Annotated in this window: 18 protein-coding genes; 11 read left to right on the forward strand and 7 right to left on the reverse strand. The window is 36.5% G+C overall.

The window, feature by feature from the left end; translation table 11 throughout:
* The first annotated feature begins 11 nt into the window (after window positions 1-11).
* The 10 genes from JOC86_RS21175 (at window position 12) to JOC86_RS21215 (ending at window position 12,198) form a co-directional block, all read left to right on the forward strand.
* Window positions 12-1,142: an MGDG synthase family glycosyltransferase gene (locus JOC86_RS21175; protein WP_205174935.1), complete on the forward strand. Its 1,131-nt coding sequence runs from the start codon at window positions 12-14 to the stop codon at window positions 1,140-1,142.
* Between the two features lie 347 nt (window positions 1,143-1,489).
* Window positions 1,490-2,731, forward strand: a complete 1,242-nt coding sequence (locus tag JOC86_RS21180) for an MFS transporter (RefSeq protein WP_205174936.1) — start codon at window positions 1,490-1,492, stop codon at window positions 2,729-2,731.
* 342 nt (window positions 2,732-3,073) lie between these two features.
* A complete protein-coding gene (locus tag JOC86_RS21185; RefSeq protein WP_205174937.1) occupies window positions 3,074-5,107 on the forward strand; it encodes a molybdopterin-containing oxidoreductase family protein in 2,034 nt (677 codons plus the stop codon).
* A gap of 88 nt (window positions 5,108-5,195) precedes the next feature.
* Complete coding sequence (locus tag JOC86_RS21190) at window positions 5,196-6,065, forward strand: GNAT family N-acetyltransferase (protein ID WP_205174938.1); 870 nt, start codon at window positions 5,196-5,198, stop codon at window positions 6,063-6,065.
* Window positions 6,066-6,267: 202 nt separating this feature from the next.
* On the forward strand, window positions 6,268-6,393 hold the full coding sequence (locus JOC86_RS25080) for a hypothetical protein (protein WP_275583424.1): 126 nt from the start codon (window positions 6,268-6,270) through the stop codon (window positions 6,391-6,393).
* A 35-nt stretch (window positions 6,394-6,428) separates the two neighbouring features.
* Window positions 6,429-7,019 (forward strand): lipoprotein BA_5634 family protein, encoded by a 591-nt coding sequence (locus JOC86_RS21195; RefSeq protein ID WP_205174939.1) that lies wholly within the window; start codon window positions 6,429-6,431, stop codon window positions 7,017-7,019.
* 114 nt (window positions 7,020-7,133) lie between these two features.
* On the forward strand, window positions 7,134-7,814 hold the full coding sequence (locus JOC86_RS21200; protein WP_205174996.1) for an ABC transporter ATP-binding protein: 681 nt from the start codon (window positions 7,134-7,136) through the stop codon (window positions 7,812-7,814).
* A gap of 34 nt (window positions 7,815-7,848) precedes the next feature.
* Window positions 7,849-10,218: an ABC transporter permease gene (locus JOC86_RS21205; RefSeq protein ID WP_205174940.1), complete on the forward strand. Its 2,370-nt coding sequence runs from the start codon at window positions 7,849-7,851 to the stop codon at window positions 10,216-10,218.
* The gene (locus JOC86_RS21210; protein WP_205174941.1) at window positions 10,211-10,927 is read left to right on the forward strand and encodes a response regulator transcription factor; all 717 of its coding nucleotides are present in this window, start codon (window positions 10,211-10,213) and stop codon (window positions 10,925-10,927) included. The genes JOC86_RS21205 and JOC86_RS21210 overlap by 8 nt, the downstream gene beginning before the upstream one ends.
* Window positions 10,900-12,198: a HAMP domain-containing sensor histidine kinase gene (locus tag JOC86_RS21215; RefSeq protein WP_205174942.1), complete on the forward strand. Its 1,299-nt coding sequence runs from the start codon at window positions 10,900-10,902 to the stop codon at window positions 12,196-12,198. Before JOC86_RS21210 ends, JOC86_RS21215 begins: the two co-directional genes overlap by 28 nt.
* 220 nt (window positions 12,199-12,418) lie before the next feature.
* Here JOC86_RS21215 and JOC86_RS21220 read toward each other — a convergent pair whose 3' ends face one another.
* Entirely contained in the window at window positions 12,419-13,984 is a 1,566-nt protein-coding gene (locus JOC86_RS21220) for an alkaline phosphatase family protein (protein ID WP_239587756.1), read from the reverse strand.
* Between the two features lie 292 nt (window positions 13,985-14,276).
* Between JOC86_RS21220 and JOC86_RS21225 the strand changes: the two genes are divergently transcribed.
* A complete protein-coding gene (locus JOC86_RS21225) occupies window positions 14,277-15,278 on the forward strand; it encodes a cation diffusion facilitator family transporter (protein ID WP_205174943.1) in 1,002 nt (333 codons plus the stop codon).
* Between the two features lie 684 nt (window positions 15,279-15,962).
* Here JOC86_RS21225 and JOC86_RS21230 read toward each other — a convergent pair.
* The 6 genes from JOC86_RS21230 to JOC86_RS21255 all read right to left on the reverse strand — a co-directional run bounded on the left by JOC86_RS21230 (window position 15,963) and on the right by JOC86_RS21255 (window position 22,206).
* Window positions 15,963-16,958: an HAAS signaling domain-containing protein gene (locus tag JOC86_RS21230; RefSeq protein ID WP_338021800.1), complete on the reverse strand. Its 996-nt coding sequence runs from the start codon at window positions 16,956-16,958 to the stop codon at window positions 15,963-15,965.
* Entirely contained in the window at window positions 16,951-17,313 is a 363-nt protein-coding gene (locus tag JOC86_RS21235; protein WP_205174945.1) for a PadR family transcriptional regulator, read from the reverse strand. The genes JOC86_RS21230 and JOC86_RS21235 overlap by 8 nt, the downstream gene beginning before the upstream one ends.
* Before the next feature lie 404 nt (window positions 17,314-17,717).
* Entirely contained in the window at window positions 17,718-19,562 is a 1,845-nt protein-coding gene (locus tag JOC86_RS21240) for an FtsX-like permease family protein (protein ID WP_205174946.1), read from the reverse strand.
* 14 nt (window positions 19,563-19,576) lie between these two features.
* Window positions 19,577-20,338, reverse strand: coding sequence for an ABC transporter ATP-binding protein (locus JOC86_RS21245; RefSeq protein ID WP_205174947.1), 762 nt, complete (start codon window positions 20,336-20,338; stop codon window positions 19,577-19,579).
* Between the two features lies 1 nt (window position 20,339).
* Window positions 20,340-21,410: a DUF418 domain-containing protein gene (locus tag JOC86_RS21250; protein ID WP_205174948.1), complete on the reverse strand. Its 1,071-nt coding sequence runs from the start codon at window positions 21,408-21,410 to the stop codon at window positions 20,340-20,342.
* A gap of 184 nt (window positions 21,411-21,594) precedes the next feature.
* Window positions 21,595-22,206, reverse strand: coding sequence for a YczE/YyaS/YitT family protein (locus tag JOC86_RS21255; RefSeq protein WP_205174949.1), 612 nt, complete (start codon window positions 22,204-22,206; stop codon window positions 21,595-21,597).
* Between the last annotated feature and the right edge of the window lie 125 nt (window positions 22,207-22,331).

Below are 22,331 nucleotides of genomic sequence, written 5' to 3' on the forward strand. Positions count from 1 at the left end.
AGGAGTTTATGATGAAGATTCTTGTGTTCCCTTTATTTCAGTTTCCAACAGGGCACTTAAAGGTGGCTGAAACGGTTAACGAATATATTGCTGAAAAATACCCAGAGGCAGAATTGAAAATTATTGATTTCCTTAGTTATTGTAACTGTAATCTAGAGAAAATGATTTCATCCATTTATTTTAAATGGATTAATACGACGCCTTCTATTTATCGGACTTTATATAAAACCGTCATGTATTCCGATCAACAACGAAAACTAAAACCAGACTTTCGTTTTTTCTCACTCTATTTTGAGAAGAAAATGAAAAAACTGATTGAAGATGAAGATCCGTCATTAATTATTTGTACTCATTCCTTTCCATCTAGCGTCATTGGAAAGCTAAAGAATAAAGGAAGTATCCATAATATTTCTACAGTCAATATTTATACAGACTTTTTTATGAATGATATATGGGCGAAAAAAGAGATTCAATATCATTTTGTTCCTCATGTTAAGGCCAAAGAAAAGCTTATTTCAGATTATCAAATTAAAGAAGAAAGTATTTTCGTTACAGGAATACCAGTGAAATCCTCCTTTGATGACTCTGAACAACCATTAAAAACAACGGTTAAACATGTATTAGTAGCAGGAGGAAATAATGGATTATATAAAACGAATGAACTAATCCAAATGATGAATAGTCTTTCATCCATTAAATTTACCGTTTTGTGCGGCAACAATCGAGAACTTTATTCGATTCTAAAACAATTGGATTCCAGTCATATACAACCAAGAGGATATATTCATTGTTCAAAAGAACTTGATCGATTATACAGTGAAGTGGATGCCATCCTTACAAAGCCTGGTGGTGTAACCATAAGCGAAGCAATCCGAAAAAGAATTCCGATCTTTATCCTTAATTCACTGCCGGGACAAGAGGAAATTAATTTAAACTTCCTTTTAAAAGAGGGAATCGCTATTAGTATTTTACCTTATAAGCTAATAGAACAAGTGACATCCATCCTTACCAATGAAGAAGAAATGACTTCTTTAAAAAAGAAAATGGACTTATATCTTGAAAAACTATCTTGCCCATTCTCTGAGGCGATTAGTTCCATTATTAGCAAGGAATTTTCTTATAAACTTATAAAATCACAATAATAGAATAATAGCCTACCTGTAATGCTAGGGATTAGGGGTGAGCCAATTAGAGATAGTAGTACTGTATCCATAATTGGTTCACCCTTTTAGTTTTCTAGTTATAAAAAAGGCTTTTAACGAAGAATTAAAAAGAAAAGTGTGAATCAATCAAAATTATTAATCTTCTGAAAATAGTATATTCAAAAAAGCTAAAGCCCTATATAATCATAGTAATGATTAACAATGGAGGGATAAACATGAAAAAAAGAATGAGTGTAAATTTTATAATCCTACATCGGAAACTATCGGAGCACGTACAATACTAATTTTGTAGGTGCGTGCTTCCTATAAAAAGGGGATCTTACAGAATGCGCGCATCTCGTGTTTATTTAATTATGATGACAACGTTGACGTTTGCAAATGCAACAATGTTCACAACGTATGCTGTTTATTATGTTAATGGGCTAGGCTTTAACCCCTTAGAGCTTTTATTAATTGGAACAGCTCTCGAATTAACCATTTTAGTATGTGAAACACCAACAGGAGTAATAGCTGATACGAGAGGGAGAAGAATTTCCGTGCTGACGGGGATTTTTGTAATCGGCTTAGCCTTTATATTAGAAGGCTCCGTTCCTTACATTCATCTCATGTTCGGTAGCTTTACCTTATTCGCTGGTGTAATGGTTGCGGAAGTGATTCGTGGAGTAGGCGAAACCTTTATTAGCGGGGCAGGAGTCGCGTGGATTACGGATGAAATTGGAGACCACCTGATTGGGGATCTGTTCCTAAAATCGAATCAAATAAATCAAGTGATGAATTTGTTAGGAATTGTTTGCAGTGTGATTTTATCTTCGATTGCCTTAAATCTTCCTTATATTATTGGTGGTATGATTTATCTTTTGCTTGTCATCTTTTTGATTTTAAAAATGAAGGAGACAAATTTTAAGAAGCAGAAGAGTCAGCCATCTGTTAAGCATGCAATTCAAACGTTTCGACATGGAGTAAGAGTTATAAGAGGAAGTACAATCCTTCTTGCCCTTATTGGGGCTGTACTTTTCGCTGGTGCAGGATCAGAAGGCTATGATCGATTATGGGAAGCGCATATTCTCACATCATTCCAGCTTCCCGAATTTTTAGAGCTGTCAGCCTCCGTATGGATTGGACTATTTAGTGTGTTGGCAACGGTGTTTTCTTTTGCAGCTGCCACCTTTGCAAGAAAAGTAATCGATTCAAGTAATGGACAAAGAGTTGTCACAGTCCTGTCATGGTTAATAGCTGGTAAAATCATCATGCTAATGGTTTTTGCCCTTGTTGAAAAATTTTGGTTTGCTCTTGGAAGCTTCTTAGTCTTGAGTATGATCAGGACGATTTATTATCCATTGTATTCCACTTGGCTCAATCAAAATATTCCAAGCCATTCGAGGGCAACAATTCTTTCAATGGTCAGTCAATTTGATGCTTTTGGTCAGACGATAGGCGGGCCAGTAGTTGGAGCGATAGGAACAAGGTTTACAATAAGATCATCACTATTGGCTGCAGGTGTCTTTCTTTTGCCCGTTTTGGTTGTTTATCGTAGAGCCATAGCTAGGAAGGATAGATTAACCGAATAGTAATGAGGAAGAGCTCATTTCTTTATGAATTGAGTTCTTTTTAATGAGCGTAACTCGGTAATTTAAACCTCGTAAAAGTTCGATAGGCTCATAAAAGTTGAAAGCCACCTTATAAAGCACCCGTATCAATTCATAAAACGAGAAAGCGGCACATAACCAGTTGATCATGCCTCATAAAAGTTTTTGACTAAACACAGAGTAGCTCCCCAAGCAGCTCAGCGCTTTCCTTTTTGAACAATTTACATAAAAAGGCCAGCATTGTAATTTGAGTTTTTTAAATATTTGCTCAGAAGTGATAAAATAAAGGTTATCAAATTACTGATCGGGGAGGAAGAAACAACTATGGGGGATTCGGTGAAAACGGTTCGTTCAATCTGTCCTTTGGATTGCCCGGATACATGTGGGTTATCGGTGCAAATGAAAGAAGGAAAAATTGTTTCGGTTAATGGTGACAAGGAGCATCCGGTAACAAAAGGGGTTATCTGCCATAAAGTGAGGAAGTCTCCTGATCGCGTTCATCATCCTGACCGTGTCCTTTATCCGCTAAAGCGTGTAGGAAAAAAAGGGACACTTTCCTTTAAAAGAATTTCTTGGGAGGAAGCTTACGAAGAAATCACTTTTCAATTTAAAGACATTATCAAGGATTATGGACCTGATAGTATTCTTCCTTATAGTTTTTACGGCAATATGGGTGTCATTAATAGTGAAGGGATGGATAGAAGGTTTTTTCACAAGCTTGGAGCAAGCTATCTTGATCGCACCATTTGTAATTCTGCAGCTTCAGTTGGTTATCGTTACACAATGGGTTTACCCGTAGGGATTGATCCAGAAGATACGGTCCATTCAAAGCTAATCATCATTTGGGGCTGTAATTTGATTAGTACGAATATGCATCAAGTGATGTATATCAATGAAGCGAAGAAAAACGGTGCTAAAGTGGTAGTGATTGATGTACATAGGAACCGTACAGCTAAATTAGCGGATTGGTTTATTCAATTACGTCCTGGAACGGATACAGCACTTGCACTTGGAATGATGAATGTCTTAATTCGGGAAAATCTTATCGATAAAAAATTCATTGAAACGTATACTCATGGGTTTGATGAACTATCGGCGAACGCAATGAACTATCCTCCGGAAAAGGTTGCAAAGATTACAGGGGTTCCAGTACAAGAGATTTTAAAATTGACAAGAATGTACGGTGAAACAAGTCCTTCTTTTATTCGAATCGGAAATGGTCTGCAGCATCATGAAAATGGGGGGATGATGATTCGAACAATTTCTTGTCTGCCAGCTATGACAGGTCAGTGGGGCAAGCTTGGTGGTGGTGCGTTAAAAGGAAATAGTTCTTACGCGGCCTTTAATAAGAAAAAACTTCAAATGCCTGAGCTTCATCCAAAACCCGAAACGAGAACGGTTAATATGAACCAGCTGGGGAGTGCATTGCTGGAATTGGATCCACCCATTAAGGCCCTTTTTGTTTATAATTCCAACCCAGCCCAGGTTACTCCAGATCAGAATAAAGTTCGAGAAGGATTAATGAGACACGATTTATTCACGGTAGTACATGACTTGTTCTTAACGGATTCCTGTTACTATGCGGATATTGTTTTACCAGCAACAAGTCATTTTGAGAACCTCGACTTGTATAAATCTTATTGGCATTTATATGTAGGGCTCAGCGAACCGATTATGGAACCGATGGGTGAATGCAAGTCCAATTTCACCATATTTAAAGAATTGGCTGAACGAATGGGATTTGAGGATCAAGCATTTCAAATTACGGAAGAACAGATGATTACAGAGGCACTGGATCATCCTGAAAACCCATATTTAAACGGAATTACAATAGAACGGTTGAAGCAGGAAAAGTATATTAAGTTGAATTTGAAAGAGAGTGAAGTATTTCCAAATAGAATTCCTACACCTTCTGGGAAAGTGGAGTTTTATTCAGAACAAATGAAAGCGGATGGCTATTCGCCAGTACCTGAGTATATTCCTGTTCGTGAAGAGAATGAGTATCCGCTTATTTTTGTCTGTGGTCCTAATCATCAATTTTTGAATTCAAGCTATGCAAACATACCTCATTTACAAAAGCATGAGAAAAAGCCAATTGTTTCTTTACATCCTGAGGAAGCTAGGAAAAGAGGAATTGAGACAGGAGATCAAGTAAGGCTGTTTAATGACCTTGGAGAAATTTCAATCGAAGCCCATGTGACGAATGATGTTCTTCCTGGAGTTGCCCTGACGCAAGGTGTTTGGTGGGATAATGAAAAGAAGAATCAAAGATCAGTCAACTTTTTAACCTCACAAAACTTATCAGACATGGGAGGAGGGGCGACCTTCTTCTCTGCGAAAGTGGAAGTTCGAAGATAAATTCTTCGGGCTTTTTTTTATTGGGAAATTAAAGGGATATCCTCACTTAATGTCGTATCCATTACGATATTGAAAGGAGGAGAAAGTGATGTTTTCTCCAGTAACGAATATCGAAGAATTGGCGGGTTTTTTAGCGAAACTTAATGGCCAACCCAAGCATCATATCGGTTACTGCGGTGTCACTAAAAAGGAAATCATGAATGTCTTACAAAATGACTTTTCTGATGATCCACTAGAGGATTCCTTTTTCCTTGTTAAAGAAGAGGGGGAAATTGTGGGAGCAATAGGCTTTGACATTGATCATGATGACAGAAGTGCTGAGGTTTGGGGACCGTTTATTAGTAAAGCAGATGGTTGGGAAGAAATCGCCATGAAGCTTTGGATGGGAAGTGAGCCGAATCGTAAATCGTTAAATGAACTTCATTTCTTTGTCAATCATCAGAATGAAAGAGTAAGTGGATTTATTAAGTCTTTAAGGGCAAGGAAAAAAGGTGAGCACAAAACGTTTAAGATTAATGCCAGGCAATTCAGCGGGGCTTCTTCAGAAGAGATAGAAGAACTCCCGACCGCTTTAAATCAAGCATTTATACAGTTACATAACAAGGTTTTCCCTGAAACCTATTATACAGGGGAAGATATTTTGGGACGCATCAATCAATACAATAAAGTACTAGCTTTGAAGGGCTCTCATAAAGAATTAATTGGATATGTGTATGTCGAAATTCAACCAGACCAGAATGAGGCTAGTTTAGAATATGTTGCTGTGACTTCGTCTAAAAGAAAGTTTGGCTATGGAACAAAGCTTATTACAGCTGCGTTAGAAACAATATTTGCGTATCCTTCGATTAAAGAAGTAAGTATTTGCGTTAATACGGATCTTTCTGGAGCTATCAGGCTTTATAAACGAGCAGGCTTTTATCAAATCCATTCTTTACTCCATTATCAGTTATCATTCTAAAAAAAAATCCATCACAACATATCACTATTGAAGCTCATGTTCATTCATGGGCTTTTTTACGTTTCGTCTTCTCAGTAAAGAAAAATCCTGTCTTACAAAACTGTAAGACAGGTGTCATCTAGATAGATGGGGAGGAATGAGCTTTTTTCCTATAATGAAATCAACAGCAAGATAATCAATTTTTAAAAGGGGTGAGTTGAAAATGAAAAAAGCCATTGAAATCATGATCGCTGTTATTGGAGTTTTGGTAGATGGCAAACAGGTAGCAAACCAATTAAATCAAATGAACGAAGAAGAAATCACTCATTCAGCTAATTTGTTTGAATGATTCATATATATTAATGAATAGGGAGCTTGAATAAAATGAAAAAATTACTAAGTGTATGCTTAACGGCCGTTATAGCAGGATCATTGATGACGGGGTGCAGTGCCATAACAGAGATGTTTGAAAAAGCAAATGGAGTGATCTTATACGGAGACCACAATCAGGTTGCGGAAGTATTTGAACAAGAAAAAGAGGATCTAAGAGAAAAAAATGAATATAAATTTAAAGTAGCGGAAGATCAGGGCCAACAGATTTTAATTTTTAATGAAACAACGGCAAAAGCCCTTGTGGAAAAAGAATTGTTAAATAAAGTGGTAAAGGAGGACGAAACAGAACCGATTTCATCATTACCAGATTTGAAGGATACAGGTATTCTTTTTACTAAAAAAGATGATGTGGACAAGGTTACGATTGATGGAAAGTCAATATCCGTATTAAATGAAGGGAATATTGTAATCGGACGTGGGAGAGCTTATGGTGACATGTTCTTAGTCGTAAGTGATGAAAAATGGTCTGCTATGAAGGGAACAGAAAAAGCTATGGGTGTTATAGAATATAATGAAGACCCAGCTGAAAAGTTACCTGGATTCGAAGTTGAAAGAGTACAGCTTATCACAATAAATGATTAAATAGGAAAGGGTCTATTCCCATATGGATAGGCCCGTTTTTCCGTTAAATGATTGAAAAATAATCTGTATGGTATACTAATGCCAAATTATGTGAAGGAAAGCGGGGAGCGAGTGTTGGAGGTTATTCGTTTAGAAAATGTAAGTAAGGTGTTTGGGAAAGGGGATAAAGCGGTCTCAGCCTTAAATTCGATTGATTTGACGGTTCAGGAAGGGGAATTTGTTGCTATTGTAGGTCCATCAGGTTCAGGGAAAAGCACGTTATTACATACCATTGGTGGTCTCGATGCTCCAACGGGTGGAATCGTTAAAGTAGAAGGAGAATCGGTTTATTCTTTATCAGATGAAGCAATCTCAATATTACGTCGCAGAAAAATTGGCTTTATCTTTCAATCCTTTAACCTAGTACCAATTTTGAATGTTGAAGAAAATATCCAGCTTCCTGTTTTGCTTGATCATCAGAAAGTTGATGATACCTATTATCACGATATTATTGATTATTTAGGCTTAAAAGAGAAGGTAGATGCCTTTCCAGCAGAATTATCGGGCGGGCAGCAACAAAGAGTGGCGATTGCCCGGGCTTTAATTCATAAGCCTTCCTATATATTGGCAGATGAGCCGACAGGGAATTTAGATAGTCGGACAAGCAATGATGTCATCAATCTTCTGCAATTAACAGCACAAAGGTATAAGCAAACCTTAATTGTCATCACACATGACATGGAAATAGCAGAAAAGGCAAGTAGAGTCATCCAAATAGAAGATGGGTCAATCCGAAATGATGTTTCTTATGCTTAAAGGGGTGTGACCTGAGATGTCAATCTATAGTAAATTGACGAAAAAATATTTGCTTCATTATAAAAAGAGGACCATTATAACCTTATTAGGAATGATATTATCGATCGCGCTTATTACATCAATAGGCACATTTTTAACGAGCGTTGAACAATATGCGAATAAAAAAAGTATACAGGAAGATGGTTCTTACCATTTGAAAATAACCTCTGTCCATCATCAAGCCATTAAGCGGATTCAAGCAAACCCACAGATTGAGAAGGTAGGTCTAATGTCTAAAGAGACCTATTTTTTAGAAAACGGAAAGAAATTTGAGCTTAAGTCCATTAATGAAGAGGCACTTTCTTTACTTCCTTTTCATTCCATTCAGGAACAAAAGCAGAGTGGAGTGGTGATCGAGAAATGGGTGGCGGCAGATCTCAAAAAGTTAGGTGAGATAGAAAAGCCGATTACTCTCGTAGATACAGAAGGGAAAGAGCATTCCTTCCAAGTCAATATGATAGTGGAAAACAATCGGAATCTTCAGGAAGGGCAAGAGCTGCATGCGTTTATTATCCGAAAATCAGTTCCACTTCAGGAAAATATGGATATCTATGTAGAAATTGATAAACGCGCAAACTATAAAGAGGTATACAAGCATATCCTCACCTATATTCCTGAAAAAAAGATTGAAAAGAATTATTCGATTATAGGACAAGATTTTAATGGTGAGGAAGTGGGTAATGTCACCCAACTAAGTAGTGCCGGTTACATCCTTCCAGTCGGTATCGTTGTACTCGCCACAATTGCTTTTATATTTAATACCTTTCAAATCAGTATTACAGAGCGAATCCGAGAAATTGGATTATTGAGGACGATCGGGGCAACAAAACGGCAAATTCAAAAGATGATTGTATATGAAATAGGGTTCATCGGGATAGTAGGCATTCCACTTGGTCTTATCCTAGGTATAGTAGGATTTTGGGTGATACTTAGCTTATATCAATTAACTTATGAAGAAACGGAGTTCTCATTTTTTTATTTCCCAATGATTATTTCTCCCAGGGTTTTAATGTTTAGTATCATTATTGGATTATTTTCACTTATTATTTCTGGATTATTACCGTTAAAACTTGCAAACCGAACAGCTCCATTAGATGTTGTAAGAAGAATCGTCAATCGCCCAGTTTTTAAGGGGAAAGGGAAGCATCGCTTCCTGAAAAAAGTCGTTAACATTGAAACCATAATGGCGATTAGAAATATTCGTAGAAATAAACTGAGATCATTCGTTGTTATATTTTCGATTTCAATTAGTGTTTTTTTATTTCTTGTTTTTTCAAATCTTTTAATGCTGTTTGCTAAAACCGATTTTGATCATGAGATCGGTGGGGAGTTCCAAATTTATGTTTACGAACCAGATAGATTTCCAGAATCATTATGGACAGAAATAGAAAATATTCCAGATGTGCAGGGGAAATATATTCATTATGATAGCGTCTTTACTCAATTGTATCTTCCACCCTCAATGGTCGATCAAATACAAGCAGATCACCTTTATATGAAAACGTTAAATGGGAAAAAGTTTTATTCAGAAAACACAACTATTTCTCCGATCACTGAAGAAAACAAGGGATTTTTAACTGAAAAACTTATAGCTGGTTCATTAAATAAAGAAAAATTAATACATGAACATGGAGTTATTTATGTTAAAGCCTTGGATGATGATACTTCTGTCCAGGTCGGGGATGATGTATTTATTCAGACTCAAGCAGATCAAACCGATCATTTAGGTAAAATACAAAAAGTGAAAATTTCGGGAATAGTTGAAATGGACGTGCGGGAAAGCCTACTACTTTCCTATCCAGAAGTCGTAGTCTCGATGGGGACACCAACTTTGAATCGGATTACTCTTTATCTAAATGATAATAGAGATATTAAAGAGGTTTCAAATGAATTAGATGAACTAGTAGCTCAATATCCTAATTTGGAAATAGTCAATGAAGTTGAAATGCAGCGAAGTCAGTCGCTTCTTCTTTTCCAAGTTCAGATATTACTATATGGCTTTGTCATCGTGATTGCGTTTATTGGCGTATTAAATATTATCAACACAACCGTTATGAATATCATTTTAAGGAAAAAAGAATACGCAACCTTACAGGCAATTGGAATGTCAATAAAGAGTATAAGAAATATGGTGGTGAAAGAGGGATTGTTTTATGGCTTTATAAGCGGAATGATTGGTACGGTAGCAGCAAGTTGTATCGAAATGATGTTGTTTATACTTGGTGGAAGACCAGATTCGACAGATACCTATTATCTGTATATTTCTGCATTTTTTGTGATTGTAACGATTTGTTATTTGACAGCAAGGGTTTCTGCGCGTCTGCTCAAGAGTGGTCAGTGGAATGACGCCTTGCGAAATGAATAGACACGAAGGAGAGGGTAACGTGCACATACTTTTATTGGAAGATGACGTTTCACTTGCGCTTGGATTGGAATTTTCTTTGAAGGAAGAAAAGTATGAGGTGACACATGTAAGCTTAGTCGAAGAATGTAAAGAGGTTTTTGAAAAAGAGTCATTTGATTTAGCTCTTCTTGATGTCACACTTCCGGATGGAAATGGTTACGATATGTGTAAATATATTCGGCAACAATCAGATATCCCCATCATCTTTCTGACGGCAATGGATGATGAAGTAAATGTCGTCCTTGGTTTGGATATAGGAGCGGATGATTATATTACGAAACCATTTAGAGTGAGGGAGTTACTTTCAAGAATTCGGGCTGTGTTAAGAAGGAAAGGGAAGACTAGTACGGGAAATCTATTAAAAAGTGGTGCCATCATCCTTGATCTTGATCGAGCAGTGCTAAAAAGAGAAAAGGAAGAGGTTCCGCTTTCTGCCCAAGAATACAAATTATTATTGATTTTAATGAATCACCCGGAAAAAATATTAAGCCGTGATGAAATCTTTGATTTACTTCTAGAAGGTGGCGTTGGATTTTTTGAGGACAATACATTATCTGTTTATATTAAAAGGCTGCGGGAGAAAATAGAGACCGACATTGCACACCCGGAATATATTATTACACATCGGGGGTTAGGGTATAAATGGAACAAACGAGTCGTAAGAGAATAGGATTCTTCGATCTATGGAAAAATCCGGAGGCCAAAAATACAGTGAGGCTTTTCTTGTTTTCACTTCTATTATTTATCATCATGGTTGACTATGGAACCTTTTATTTAACTCAACAATTTAAAAATGATTATATTGAATCAAATGCTGCGATTACGGGAGCACTTTTAGAACAGCATCCTGAGCTTGAAGGGGAGCTGGTCACTCTCCTTACAAAAGATGTAAGCGATGATGAGAAGAGGTTGGGAATGGACGTTTTATCAGAGTATGGGATCACACCAGAATTATCAATGGAGTTTTTTCCGGAAATGACGGAGTTTTTTCGTATGATTACTGGTTTTTTCATTATTAGCTTGCTACTCTTTTTTATATCTTTATTCCTTTTACACTATCAATTTTCCACCCGAATGTTTACCCGAATCCGTGAACTTACCCGTTATGCCGACGAAGTTCTAGAAGGAAGGGCTGTTTCGTCATTACCTGAGTTCCGTGAAGGGGATTTCTCCAAGCTTATCCATAGCTTTAATCGGATGCGTTTCGTTATCCAAAAAAATATTGCTGATTTAAAAAAGGAAAAACGTTTTCTCGTGAACTTAATGTCCGATATATCTCATCAATTAAAAACACCATTAGCTGCTTTAACGATGTACAACGATCTTATGGCAGAAAAGGAATTATCAAAGGAGCAACAGGATATGTTCCTAGAACAGGGCAGGCAGCAGCTGGAGAGAATGAACTGGCTTATTCAAAGTCTTTTGAAGCTTGCCAAGCTGGATGTTGGAGCTATCCAATTTCAAAAAAGGAATGCTTCCCTTACCCAAACCGTACTAGGAAGTGTCGAAATACTTAAAGAACTTTCGGTGCAAAAAGGAGTTCAAGTGGAAGTGAAGGCTGTTCAGGAATGCTTTATGAAACATGATGCAGACTGGATGACAGAAGCCCTCTTAAACGTCTTGAAAAATGCCATTGAGCATACTCCATCAGGCAAAAATGTGTCCATTACATTGGAAGAAAGTAAAGCCCTAACTAAGGTTCATATATGGGATCAAGGAGACGGAATTGAGCGGGGGGAGGTCAAAAATATCTTTAAACGGTTTTACAAAGGGAAGAAAAACAAAAAGTCTGGGTCAGTGGGGATTGGTCTTTCATTAAGCAAGTCGATCGTCGAGGGCCATAATGGAATCATTCAGGTTGAAAGTAAAATAGGAGAAGGAACAACGTTCACATTTGTGTTTGCGAAGGATTCAATGAGCGGTTTAGTTAATCAATCCTAGCTTATCATTATGGAAAATGGGCTGGTTTCGGCGGCCTGAACCTGGGTGGCAGCTGCTGCGAAAAGTGCAAAAAACCACTAAGTCTTCAAAGACTAAAGCTGTATTTTTTAATGAATTTAAGCTAAGTACAGTATTTAATGATCTGACCAATACGGAAACCTTCACTATAAAAATAGCAACCAGTTCGAATAAACGGGTTGCTATCTTTATTTTTGAACGCTCATTCTAAGAGATCCAATATCCATTCTTTCAAATCAACAATACGTAAATGATCCATACTTTTATTGGTTCCTGTAACAATAATAGGAGTAAGAGAATCAGTTTTATGCATCGAACCATGGGCACCTCCACCTGTATGTTCAGGAGAACTTTCACCAATAAATTCGTAACCAGGTTTGGCATCTACTATTAGAAAATCCCCTTTTTGTGAGTGTATGGCACCATACAGTCTTGCTAATACATCAGGGTAATCCCCATACTTTATTTGATTGTTATTTTTTATAGAAAGGTCAAGAATGGAGCTATTTCCTTTTATCGACCAGGTTTGATTATAATTATCTGTAAAAACTCCATCAGGTTTAAATTGTAAAACTCCATCTTGTACTCCTGATCTTACTTGAATCATTTCTTTATCTTTCCATGCAATCCATGCTATACGTTCATCTGTTTGTAGCTTGCTGGCAATATCTTTTAATGAGAGTTCATTACTAATTTTATATACATATGCCATTCGTTCATTTGCTGTAATGACAAGTTCATCTTTCTTACGAACTGGCTCCCCAAGACTTAAAATTTTGTAATTCGAAAGAGCTTTTCTTAAATCAATTAATGCTTCTTTTTTGTTTTTTTTAACGAATGATTGCTTGCTGTCTCCGATAATAATCCAAATCATATTATCAAGGGCATTTTGCCAAGTTGGGTAAGCATTTAATACTTCCTGGAGATGTTTATCCAGTTCTTCAATACCTTCAGTCGTCATTGGCCCCTTTCTGTGAACGACATGATCATTTACCGGTAGGTATATAATCGAAAATTCAGGAAGTATGTTCTTCTTTAAAAGATATTTTAATTCTTGAGCTGCAAATGCATCATTAAGACCTAATCGATTTAGTAAATGTGGATTTTTTCTGTCCTGACGAATAAAAGTACCCAATGACAGAACCTTTGGTCCTAGGGTATTGTATTGATCCGGCATTTTGGTAGTTTTCGATAAGATTTTTGGCATCTTAAGAGTATGTTCATAATTTCCGCGGTGAATGATAGAGTTAATAGATGCTGTTGGTTTCCCTCTATTATCTAATACTTCGTGAATGGTTTCGACATTAGGGCTTAGATCTACATTATTAAATTGGTATAAAGTATCTTCAGCAAACTGAGGAGCTCCAATCTTCATCATTTCGAAAAAGCCATTTCCATAATTAATAATTCTCTGTTCACCTTCGTCATACCATACAAGACCAGGAATTTTATGCCTATCGGGGTAAGTACCCGTTATTAAAGAACTGTCAATTGTAATAGACATCGTGGGATAGGAACTGACTAAGTTCTTATTATAACGGCCATGATTCAAAAAAAACGCCAAAGCAGGAGCTTTATTCTCTTGAATCGCTTTCTTTAAGGGTTTATCCATTAAAGAATCAATGACGATAAGGACAACTTTAGGAGAGGTTTGGTTATTCGTTTGTATGGCAATAGGGTTAACTTGACCTTCGTTATTTTTATGAAGAGAGCAGCTACTTAATAGGATGGAAAGAAATAATACAATAAAAATCAAACGAAATCCCATCATCATTCCACCTTTGTGTTTAAAAATTTTCATTCGTTCTATTATTAACAATTTCTTTACTTTCAATGAATTTTTTATTTATGGATAAAAAGGTATCCCTTATGAAACATAATAACTATAAGGAAAAGAATATTTTAAAGTTTCCATTGTATTCTTTTGAGTAATTATTATGTCAATACGTTTAAAATGTAGTAATAAATCGTTACTTCATAATAATTTTCACCAACAATTAATAATGACAACTTTTTTAAGAACAATAAAACTAATATAGATTATTTATGGAGGCGATAAAGTGGGAGTTGAGACAAAGCAAGGAAACTTATTCACTCTTATTAAAAAGGGAAATAAATCCTCTGCAGTAGCCGCAATTGGTAATGCCATCATTGCAGGGTCCAAAGCCATTGCATATATCATGAGTGGAAGTGGGGCAATGTTTGCTTCTGCCATGCACTCTCTCGCTGATGCAGTAAATCAAGGATTTGTTTTTATAGGTAGTGTTCTTTCTGAAAAAAAACCCACACGTAGGTTCCCGACTGGTTTCGGTAGGGTGATCAATATTTTTTGTATGATAGCTGTAATTGTGGTTACCATAATGGCTTATGAAACCATAAAAGAAGGTTGGCATTTACTTCTACACCCTGTAGAAAATACAGGAGGATTTTGGCTAAGCATAATTGTTCTAATCATAAATCTTGTGATTGATGGTGCTATTCTAATTAAAGCAATGAAAGAGATTTTAAAAGAAGCAAGAGTTGAAAATATAAAAGGATGGGGAATGATATCAGCTGCATTTAAAAATGTCGGTAGAGCCGCACCCCCTACTCGATTGGTTTTTTATGAAGATATTGTTGCGGTTACAGGTGCATTTTTGGCGTTAATTGCTATTGTTATTACTTCTTTTACGAATTTCAATGCGTTAGATGGGTTAGCTACTATTCTTATTGGCTTCCTTATGATTGGAGTCGCTTTTAGAGTGGGATATGATAATATGGTTGGTCTTATAGGAGTAGCTGCGCCACAGGAAATAGTGGAAAGAGTACAAAAGGCCATATTTAGTGATGAGGAAGTTGTTGATATAAGAAAACTGCGAATATTACAAGAAGGACGGTACTACCATGTCGAGGGCCTTATTGAATTAAGAAAAGGGCTTTCTCTTTCAGTTGCTGATGACATAAAGTTTAGGGTACAGGATAAGATCATGTCTGATCCTGATATTACTGATGTTACCCTTGGAATAATAGAGGATGACGGGATAAAGGGTTGGTCCCCAGATAGGTTGAATGGGCTGATATAATGTCCATTGATTAAGTGTAAACACTGATAAAATGAAGGATATAACAATTAATAAAGAGAAAATCCAAAAAACTCTTACTGTGTGTGATGATACGGTTAAAGTTCAACGAATGGTGTTTACTTCAATAAAATCTTAAAAATGATATTCTGCAATCAAGTGCTTTTCTAGGGTAATGAAAGAAGTCCAATTTCTCCATTTTTATGCTGAGAAATTGGGCTTATTAATATATTAATTTTCTTACGCTACTCCAATTATAGATTGTTCATCCTTAATCAATTATTAAGAATGAGTGACTGAAAATAGTTAGAGTCATACTTAAAAATACTTTTATTACATTGCTTGGTATATCAGGGAACAATATTTGATCATTTTTCTACCAAAGTAAAGAATATCTAATAATCTTGTTAAACATTTTTTTATAGTAAGAACATTTAATAACAAAAAGCGAAAATAGTGGGGGATAAGTAGAGTGAAAAAGTGGAAGTGGCTATTTATTAGTCTCTTATTAATCAATGTGGTCTTTTTGATCGTTGTTACAAGTTTGACTCTCCAAAAACCAAGGTTCAGGAACCACACCTCTATATATAGAAGTAATCCTCAAGAACACCTTCTATATATGTATAACCATAGTGATCCCTAACCGCTTATAAGTCAGCCTCTATATCACTTCAAGTAGAAATGATATTATTTTTTACGAATCTTTATAAACCCGTCTACCGCATCCCAAATTAATCCGAGTACGAGTAGAATTAGGATCCAAAACGTAGATTGTTCCCAAGCTTTGTTTGCCTTTCTAAATGCTTCACTGCCTTCCGTAAGTAAGTCTGCCTGCGTTAATTCTTGCATGAAGTTCGGATTCCAAAATGCTGGCCCATTCATCATAAACAAGATTGCTACCAGAGAGATTAAATTAACAATCGACGTATAGATGACAAGCTTTACCGTCCATTTCCCAAAAATGAGCTTTAAACATTCCTTGATAATTCCGAGCCCAAATATAAGAAGGATAAAGAGGAGGTATGAACCATATGTTTCGTCATTTAAAAACGGAACAACACCAGAAAATTCATCATGAAATATCCATATCCCAAAGTATTCACTTGAAAACGCCATAATCACGATGAACAAAACATAAAATATAATCCCAGTAATCGTTTCACCACGTTTTATTTGTTTTTTTCCATTTGGAATTGGTGCTAAATCAGAGACTTTCCATCCCTTATCCATTTGTAAATCTTTTGAATGGATGCTATTAAAATATTCTCCTATTGCAAATCCAAATGTGGTCCAGCCAAATGCCATTGGAATGACGGTAACAAATGAAACAATAAATTCTACGAAATGATTGAGAATGGAAATGGGATCAAGAATAATTTGAATAACAAATCCAACACCCATGGTTACTGCAGTAGAAATCAAAACAATCTTTAATACTAAAATATACGCATCAAAAAATTCTGGTCCAATCAAATACTTTTTTGTTCCACGATATTTTTGAGCTAAATGCTTTGGATTCCCTAATTCCAGTAAAACTTCTTCAACATCTTTATCCACCACTTCTCTGCCTTCAACGCGCTCTTCCAACATATCTTCAATTAGACCTCGAAGTTCAACGGCGATATCTTCTCGTTGTGCAGGCGGCAACTTCTGTGTGACAGCATAAATATACCGATTAATCATCCCCAACTGTTTCATCCCCTTCATTTTCAATCACATGATTCAAACTCTGGACAATACTTCTCCATTCAACTACCAGCAGATCAAACACTTCTTTGCCTGTTTCACTTAATAAATAATACTTCCGTGGTCTTGACTCATTCGTGTCCCACTTACTATCTAACAACCCTTGCTTTTCCAGCCTTCTAAGAAGTGGATACAATGTTCCTGGCTCTACATGAATTCCTTTATCACCAAGCATTGTGACTAGTGAGTATCCGTATTGAGGCTCAGAAAGCTGACTCAGAACGCCAATCGTAATAGTCCCTCGCCGCAACTCCTGCATTAATTTATCCATATGTTCAGCTGCATCGCTCATCTTATCAACTCCTACGCTTATTATAGTGTATGACACACACTATTGTAAAGTGAATACTAATGTGTTTGATAAAATATTATATTATCTCGTCAAAAGTCCCATGGAAAAGATAAAAAAGGATCATGGGGCTGTCCATAGGGGCAGGAACCACTACGATTGTCAATATCGGGAAGAATTCTTCCTATCTATTGACGTTGTAGTTCCTGACGCCAGGATTTTTAGACAGCCCTACGATCCTTGTTACGCAAAGTAGGTATTTATAAGTGATTTAAATGTTCAATATGGTGTTCATTGGGGTAGTGTCAAATTATGGAAATTCAATATTTCAGTTTCAAACTAAAGCCGAAGTGTCGTGATGGGCCTTAGTAATCGCTCTTGACAACCATACCAAAAAAGATAGGCTTTTAATCCCTTACTGGGAGAACAATTCGTTTATACAGTTGAACAGTAATAATGTAGTAAACAGTATAAATAACGACGAAAATCAAGATCGGCAGCCAAACCCGGAAATACGGATCGATGAGGATGAACGAGAAGATGTTCATGCCGACCAATACGTGAACAATCCCAATAATAGCGGGGAATAAGAATACTAAGAATAATTCTTTATAGATTGATTTCGTTAATAACTCGCGGCGGACACCAATTTTACGAAGCATTTGATAGCGAGTAATATCTTTTGATGCACCAGAAAGAATCTTAAACATTAAGCAGCTGGCCATCATCGCTAAGAAAGCAATTCCTAAGAAGAAGCCCATAAATACGGTTCCACTAGCAACACCATAGAATTCTTCATATGAGCTATATTTACTATTTAGTGGTAGATCACTTTCATATTTGTTTTGCTGAAACTCATCAATTTTTTTCCACTCATCTATATATGCTTTAAAATCATCCGTTTTTCCAAGGAAGGCAGTTGCTTCTTTTCCTTTGATTTCGTTATACATTTTTTGATCGACAATTTTGATCGCGTGATCCGGATAAACATAATAAGGATGAATCGTCCGTAACGCCTCATCCCATGTTTGTGGGATTTCTACAGACTCGCTTCCTTGATCTAGATCGGCTCCTACTACAGCCCCAATTGGAAGGTCTCCTGTAACACGTTTAAATTCACCTAAATTCTCCAAGCCGTTTTGGTCAGATACTAAGGGACGCTGTTTCTCTAATTCTTCTTTTATATAGTAAACGAACTGATCATCGATTTTATAATGATAGTCATGTTTTTCATTAAATTTAATCTCATTTACTATTTTCTTTTCTTCAGCTGTTGGATTATGAGTCACGACATCATAGGCATAGAATGAATCTGCCATAATCGTGACGTTATTTTTAAACGCCATTCCTGCTGAAATCGCTCCTGCTCCAAGGGCGACTAACATCGCTACGGTTGCCAATACTTTTGTTAAACTATTAATACGGAAATTTAACTGGGCAAATGTAAAGGCGTTTAATCCTTTTTCTGTTCGTTTTTTATTCCCCTTCAGTTTTTTAATCATAAGCGGTAGAAAGGACATAAATAAAAGGTATGTTCCTGACGTTGTCGTAATCAGTGAAATAATGATTCCCATTTCTTTTAGTTTCCCCATGTAAATCATTGCAGTATAGCCAATGCCTAATAGAATTAACGAAAGAATCGCGATCAATATAGTCTTTATACCTTTAAGAGAAAATCGCTCTGTTTGTGCATCGGCGTGGATAAGCTGCAATACCGTAATCCGTGATAGTTTAATACTATTCATAAAGGCTGACAACATAAATAGTACTAGGAAAAAGATACATGTAACCGTCATGGATGGAAGATAAAATGCTTGATACCCGTCACCAGTGAATTCTAGCTGTTTCATGAGTAGCTTTCCTATTCCTTGAGAAAGACCTACCCCTAATGCAGTCCCGATGAAGAGAGAGGCGATTCCAATGACAATCGTTTCAATAAACATAAGCAATGTAATCTTATGCTTTTTAGCTCCTAACATCATATACATACCAAACTCTTTTTGACGCAGTGATAATAAGAAAGAGTTGGCATATAAGATATAGAAGAATGTAATGATGGCTAGTAAGAATGAACCTGCTTGAAAGACAAACCCGATTGATGATATGACAGAATTCGATTCAATAAAGGTTTTATTGAGTGCAAGTGTTTGAAACATATAAAATATCGAAATCGACATGACAAGACCAACTAGTAAAACGAGATAGTCTTTCAGCTTACTTTTTAGTCCTGACATAGATAGCTTGAATAACATGATCAATCTCCTTCCTATGCTTTTTGTGTACCTAGGTCTGCTAGTACATCTAAAATCTCTTTATAGAACACTTCACGAGAGCTAGTCCGATGAATTTCCTTATAGAGTTCTCCATCTTGAATAAATAAAATTCGCTGGCAATAACTTGCACTGAATGGATCATGGGTAACCATCATAATCGAAACTCCCTGAACTTCATTCAAACTTGTCATCGCTTCTAGTAAACTTGTCGCATTTTTAGAATCGAGAGCTCCTGTTGGCTCATCTCCCAGAATAATGGCTGGCTCGTGTACAAGTGCACGTGCTGCTGCTGAACGTTGTTTTTGCCCGCCAGATACTTCTGAAGGATATTTTTGAAGAATAGTTGAAATACCTAGAGTTTCAGCTACTTTTTCTACTTTTGGGCCGATTTTTTTTGATGGGACTCCTTGCAAGGAAAGAGGCAAGGCTATGTTTTCATAGATTGATAGGTTTTCAAGTAAGTTAAAGTCTTGAAAGATAAATCCTAGTCTTTGGGAACGGAAATCGGATAGTTCTCCTTGCTTCATTTGTGTAATATCTGTACCGGCGATTTGAACAACGCCATCTGTCGCTTTATCTAATGTTGAGATCACATTTAGTAATGTTGTTTTCCCAGAACCAGAGGGACCCATAATCCCTACAAATTCACCTTCTTGAATCGAAAATGATACGTTTTTTAATGCATGGGATTGATTTTCACCTTTTTTTCCATATACTTTTTTTACGTTTTTTACATCTACAACGGACGTTTTCATCTTATAATGCCTCCTGTGTTTTTCTGTTTTTTTGTTCTGCTTGTTTCGTTTTGGGTTTTAAAGGTACGTTTTTCCAATACGTAATCATACGCCAAATCAATTCGAGTGGCCCCATTCTGAACAAACGCAGCCATACTATACTTAAAATCATTTGAAGGCCAACAATGGCTAAACATATATAGAGTGTTTGTATATACGAAAGGTTGCCTGTGGACTGGATTAGGTTTCCGGCGAGTAGAATAAGAGCGGTTTGTCCAATATAATTGGTTAACGCCATCCGTCCATAATATTTAAGTGGTGATAATAATAGTTGGACAGCTCTTGATTGTAAAAGTAATAGCAGTAACCCAACATAAAAAGCTGAAACAATAGGCCCAACGCCTACACCTATTTTTAAAAATTCACCTGCCTGATCAAGTGTGCCGTCTTCATTCATAATGATCATGTTCGAAAATGGCGATGAAGGAACACTTTGGTATTGTACATACAATCCAATCAAGCTTAGTCCCAGCATAATCGCTGTAAAAGTAGCGATTTGTTTCGTTTTTTGTGAAAGATTTTCAAACGCTTGATATTGTCCAGCCGCGAGCCCTAATAAAATCAGTGGGAGAGTTAATGCAAGTTTAGCCCCAGCTAAGCCAAACACAATCAATAAAATCAAGCTTATTGCTAAGTTAATGTGCTTATTCACTTTGTAAAATGGTAGCGTCAACAATCCACAAACAGCATAAACCGTTAAGGCCTCTCCTGGTTGGAAGATAAAATGCACAAGTCCCAAAGTGAATAAAACAACAAGTCTACGTAAAAATAGAATGTATCCATTATTTCCATTCGCAAGGGCTCTCGTAATAAAAATGTAAAAGCCTACCCCAAATAAAAAGGAGAAAATAGAGTAAAAACGACCCTCTACAAATAAATATAAAAACCGTTGATAGCTTGCATCCAGCGTATTTGGGTCCGGTATTTTAATGTGAAGAAGAGCTAGTATATTGACTAAAATAATTCCCAGTAACGCAAAGCCTCGAATATAATCAAGGGCATCAATTCGCTTGTTTACGACACCTTTTTCCATACGACACCTCCTGTAAGTCATTACTTTGTTTATCTTACAAAAGGGTCGAACGAACACAAATCTATCTATCTTACAAAGTCTCTTACATTTTTGTAAGATTACTTTCGGTGTTAGGTGAAAAAAGGAAAGGTGCCAGGCACAAAAGGAGTGTTTTGTACCTGGCACCATATAGCTGTACTATTATTTATATATATGTCTTTGTTAAACACGCTAGTAATTGTTCTAATATTGGGAAGAAAAGTTGTATGACGAATCCGATGGTAATGGTTACAATGATGGTGCCAACACCGATGGCACCATGGAAAACGATGGCTGATGCGAGTGCTAACCCCTCGCTAATCATCCTTGCGCTTCTGTAGCTTAATCCAAAGCGGGTAGAGATTGCGATCATTATTGTATCCATTGGGCTTGCAGGGAATTTCGCTTGTAAATACGAGGCAATTCCGATCCCAAGTGCTAAGATCCCTATGAACAGTGTCGTAATTTGCACTCCTAATCCCGTTGGAGAAAAATCACTTAATCCAATCTTTAACCAAAAATCAATAAGCATCCCAATGACAAAGACTGTGATAGCTGCTAGGAACTCTGGCTTCTTTTTTAACAAAAACGAATTGATAAAAATAAGAATCATTCCATTTATAAAGACAAAAGTTCCAACTGAAAGATGAAAGGTCGTGGATTCTCCGACTGCCAATGCATCCCATGCTGCTGCCCCTAAATGGGCTTTAAGGATGAGAGCGATCCCGAGGGTGAGGATAAAGATCCCAAGTAAATAAAATACGAATCTTGTCTTCATGTACATTCCCCAAATCTTAATCCATATTTTTTGTTACGGAGGGTTCCTTTTTACTGACTAATGAAGTGATTTTTACAATAAAAAAACAAGCTTGGTTTACATTCCCACTAAAAAACGTCATACTT

It is taken from the genome of Rossellomorea pakistanensis, assembly GCF_016908495.1.
GTDB classification, from domain to species: Bacteria; Bacillota; Bacilli; order Bacillales; family Bacillaceae_B; genus Rossellomorea; species Rossellomorea pakistanensis.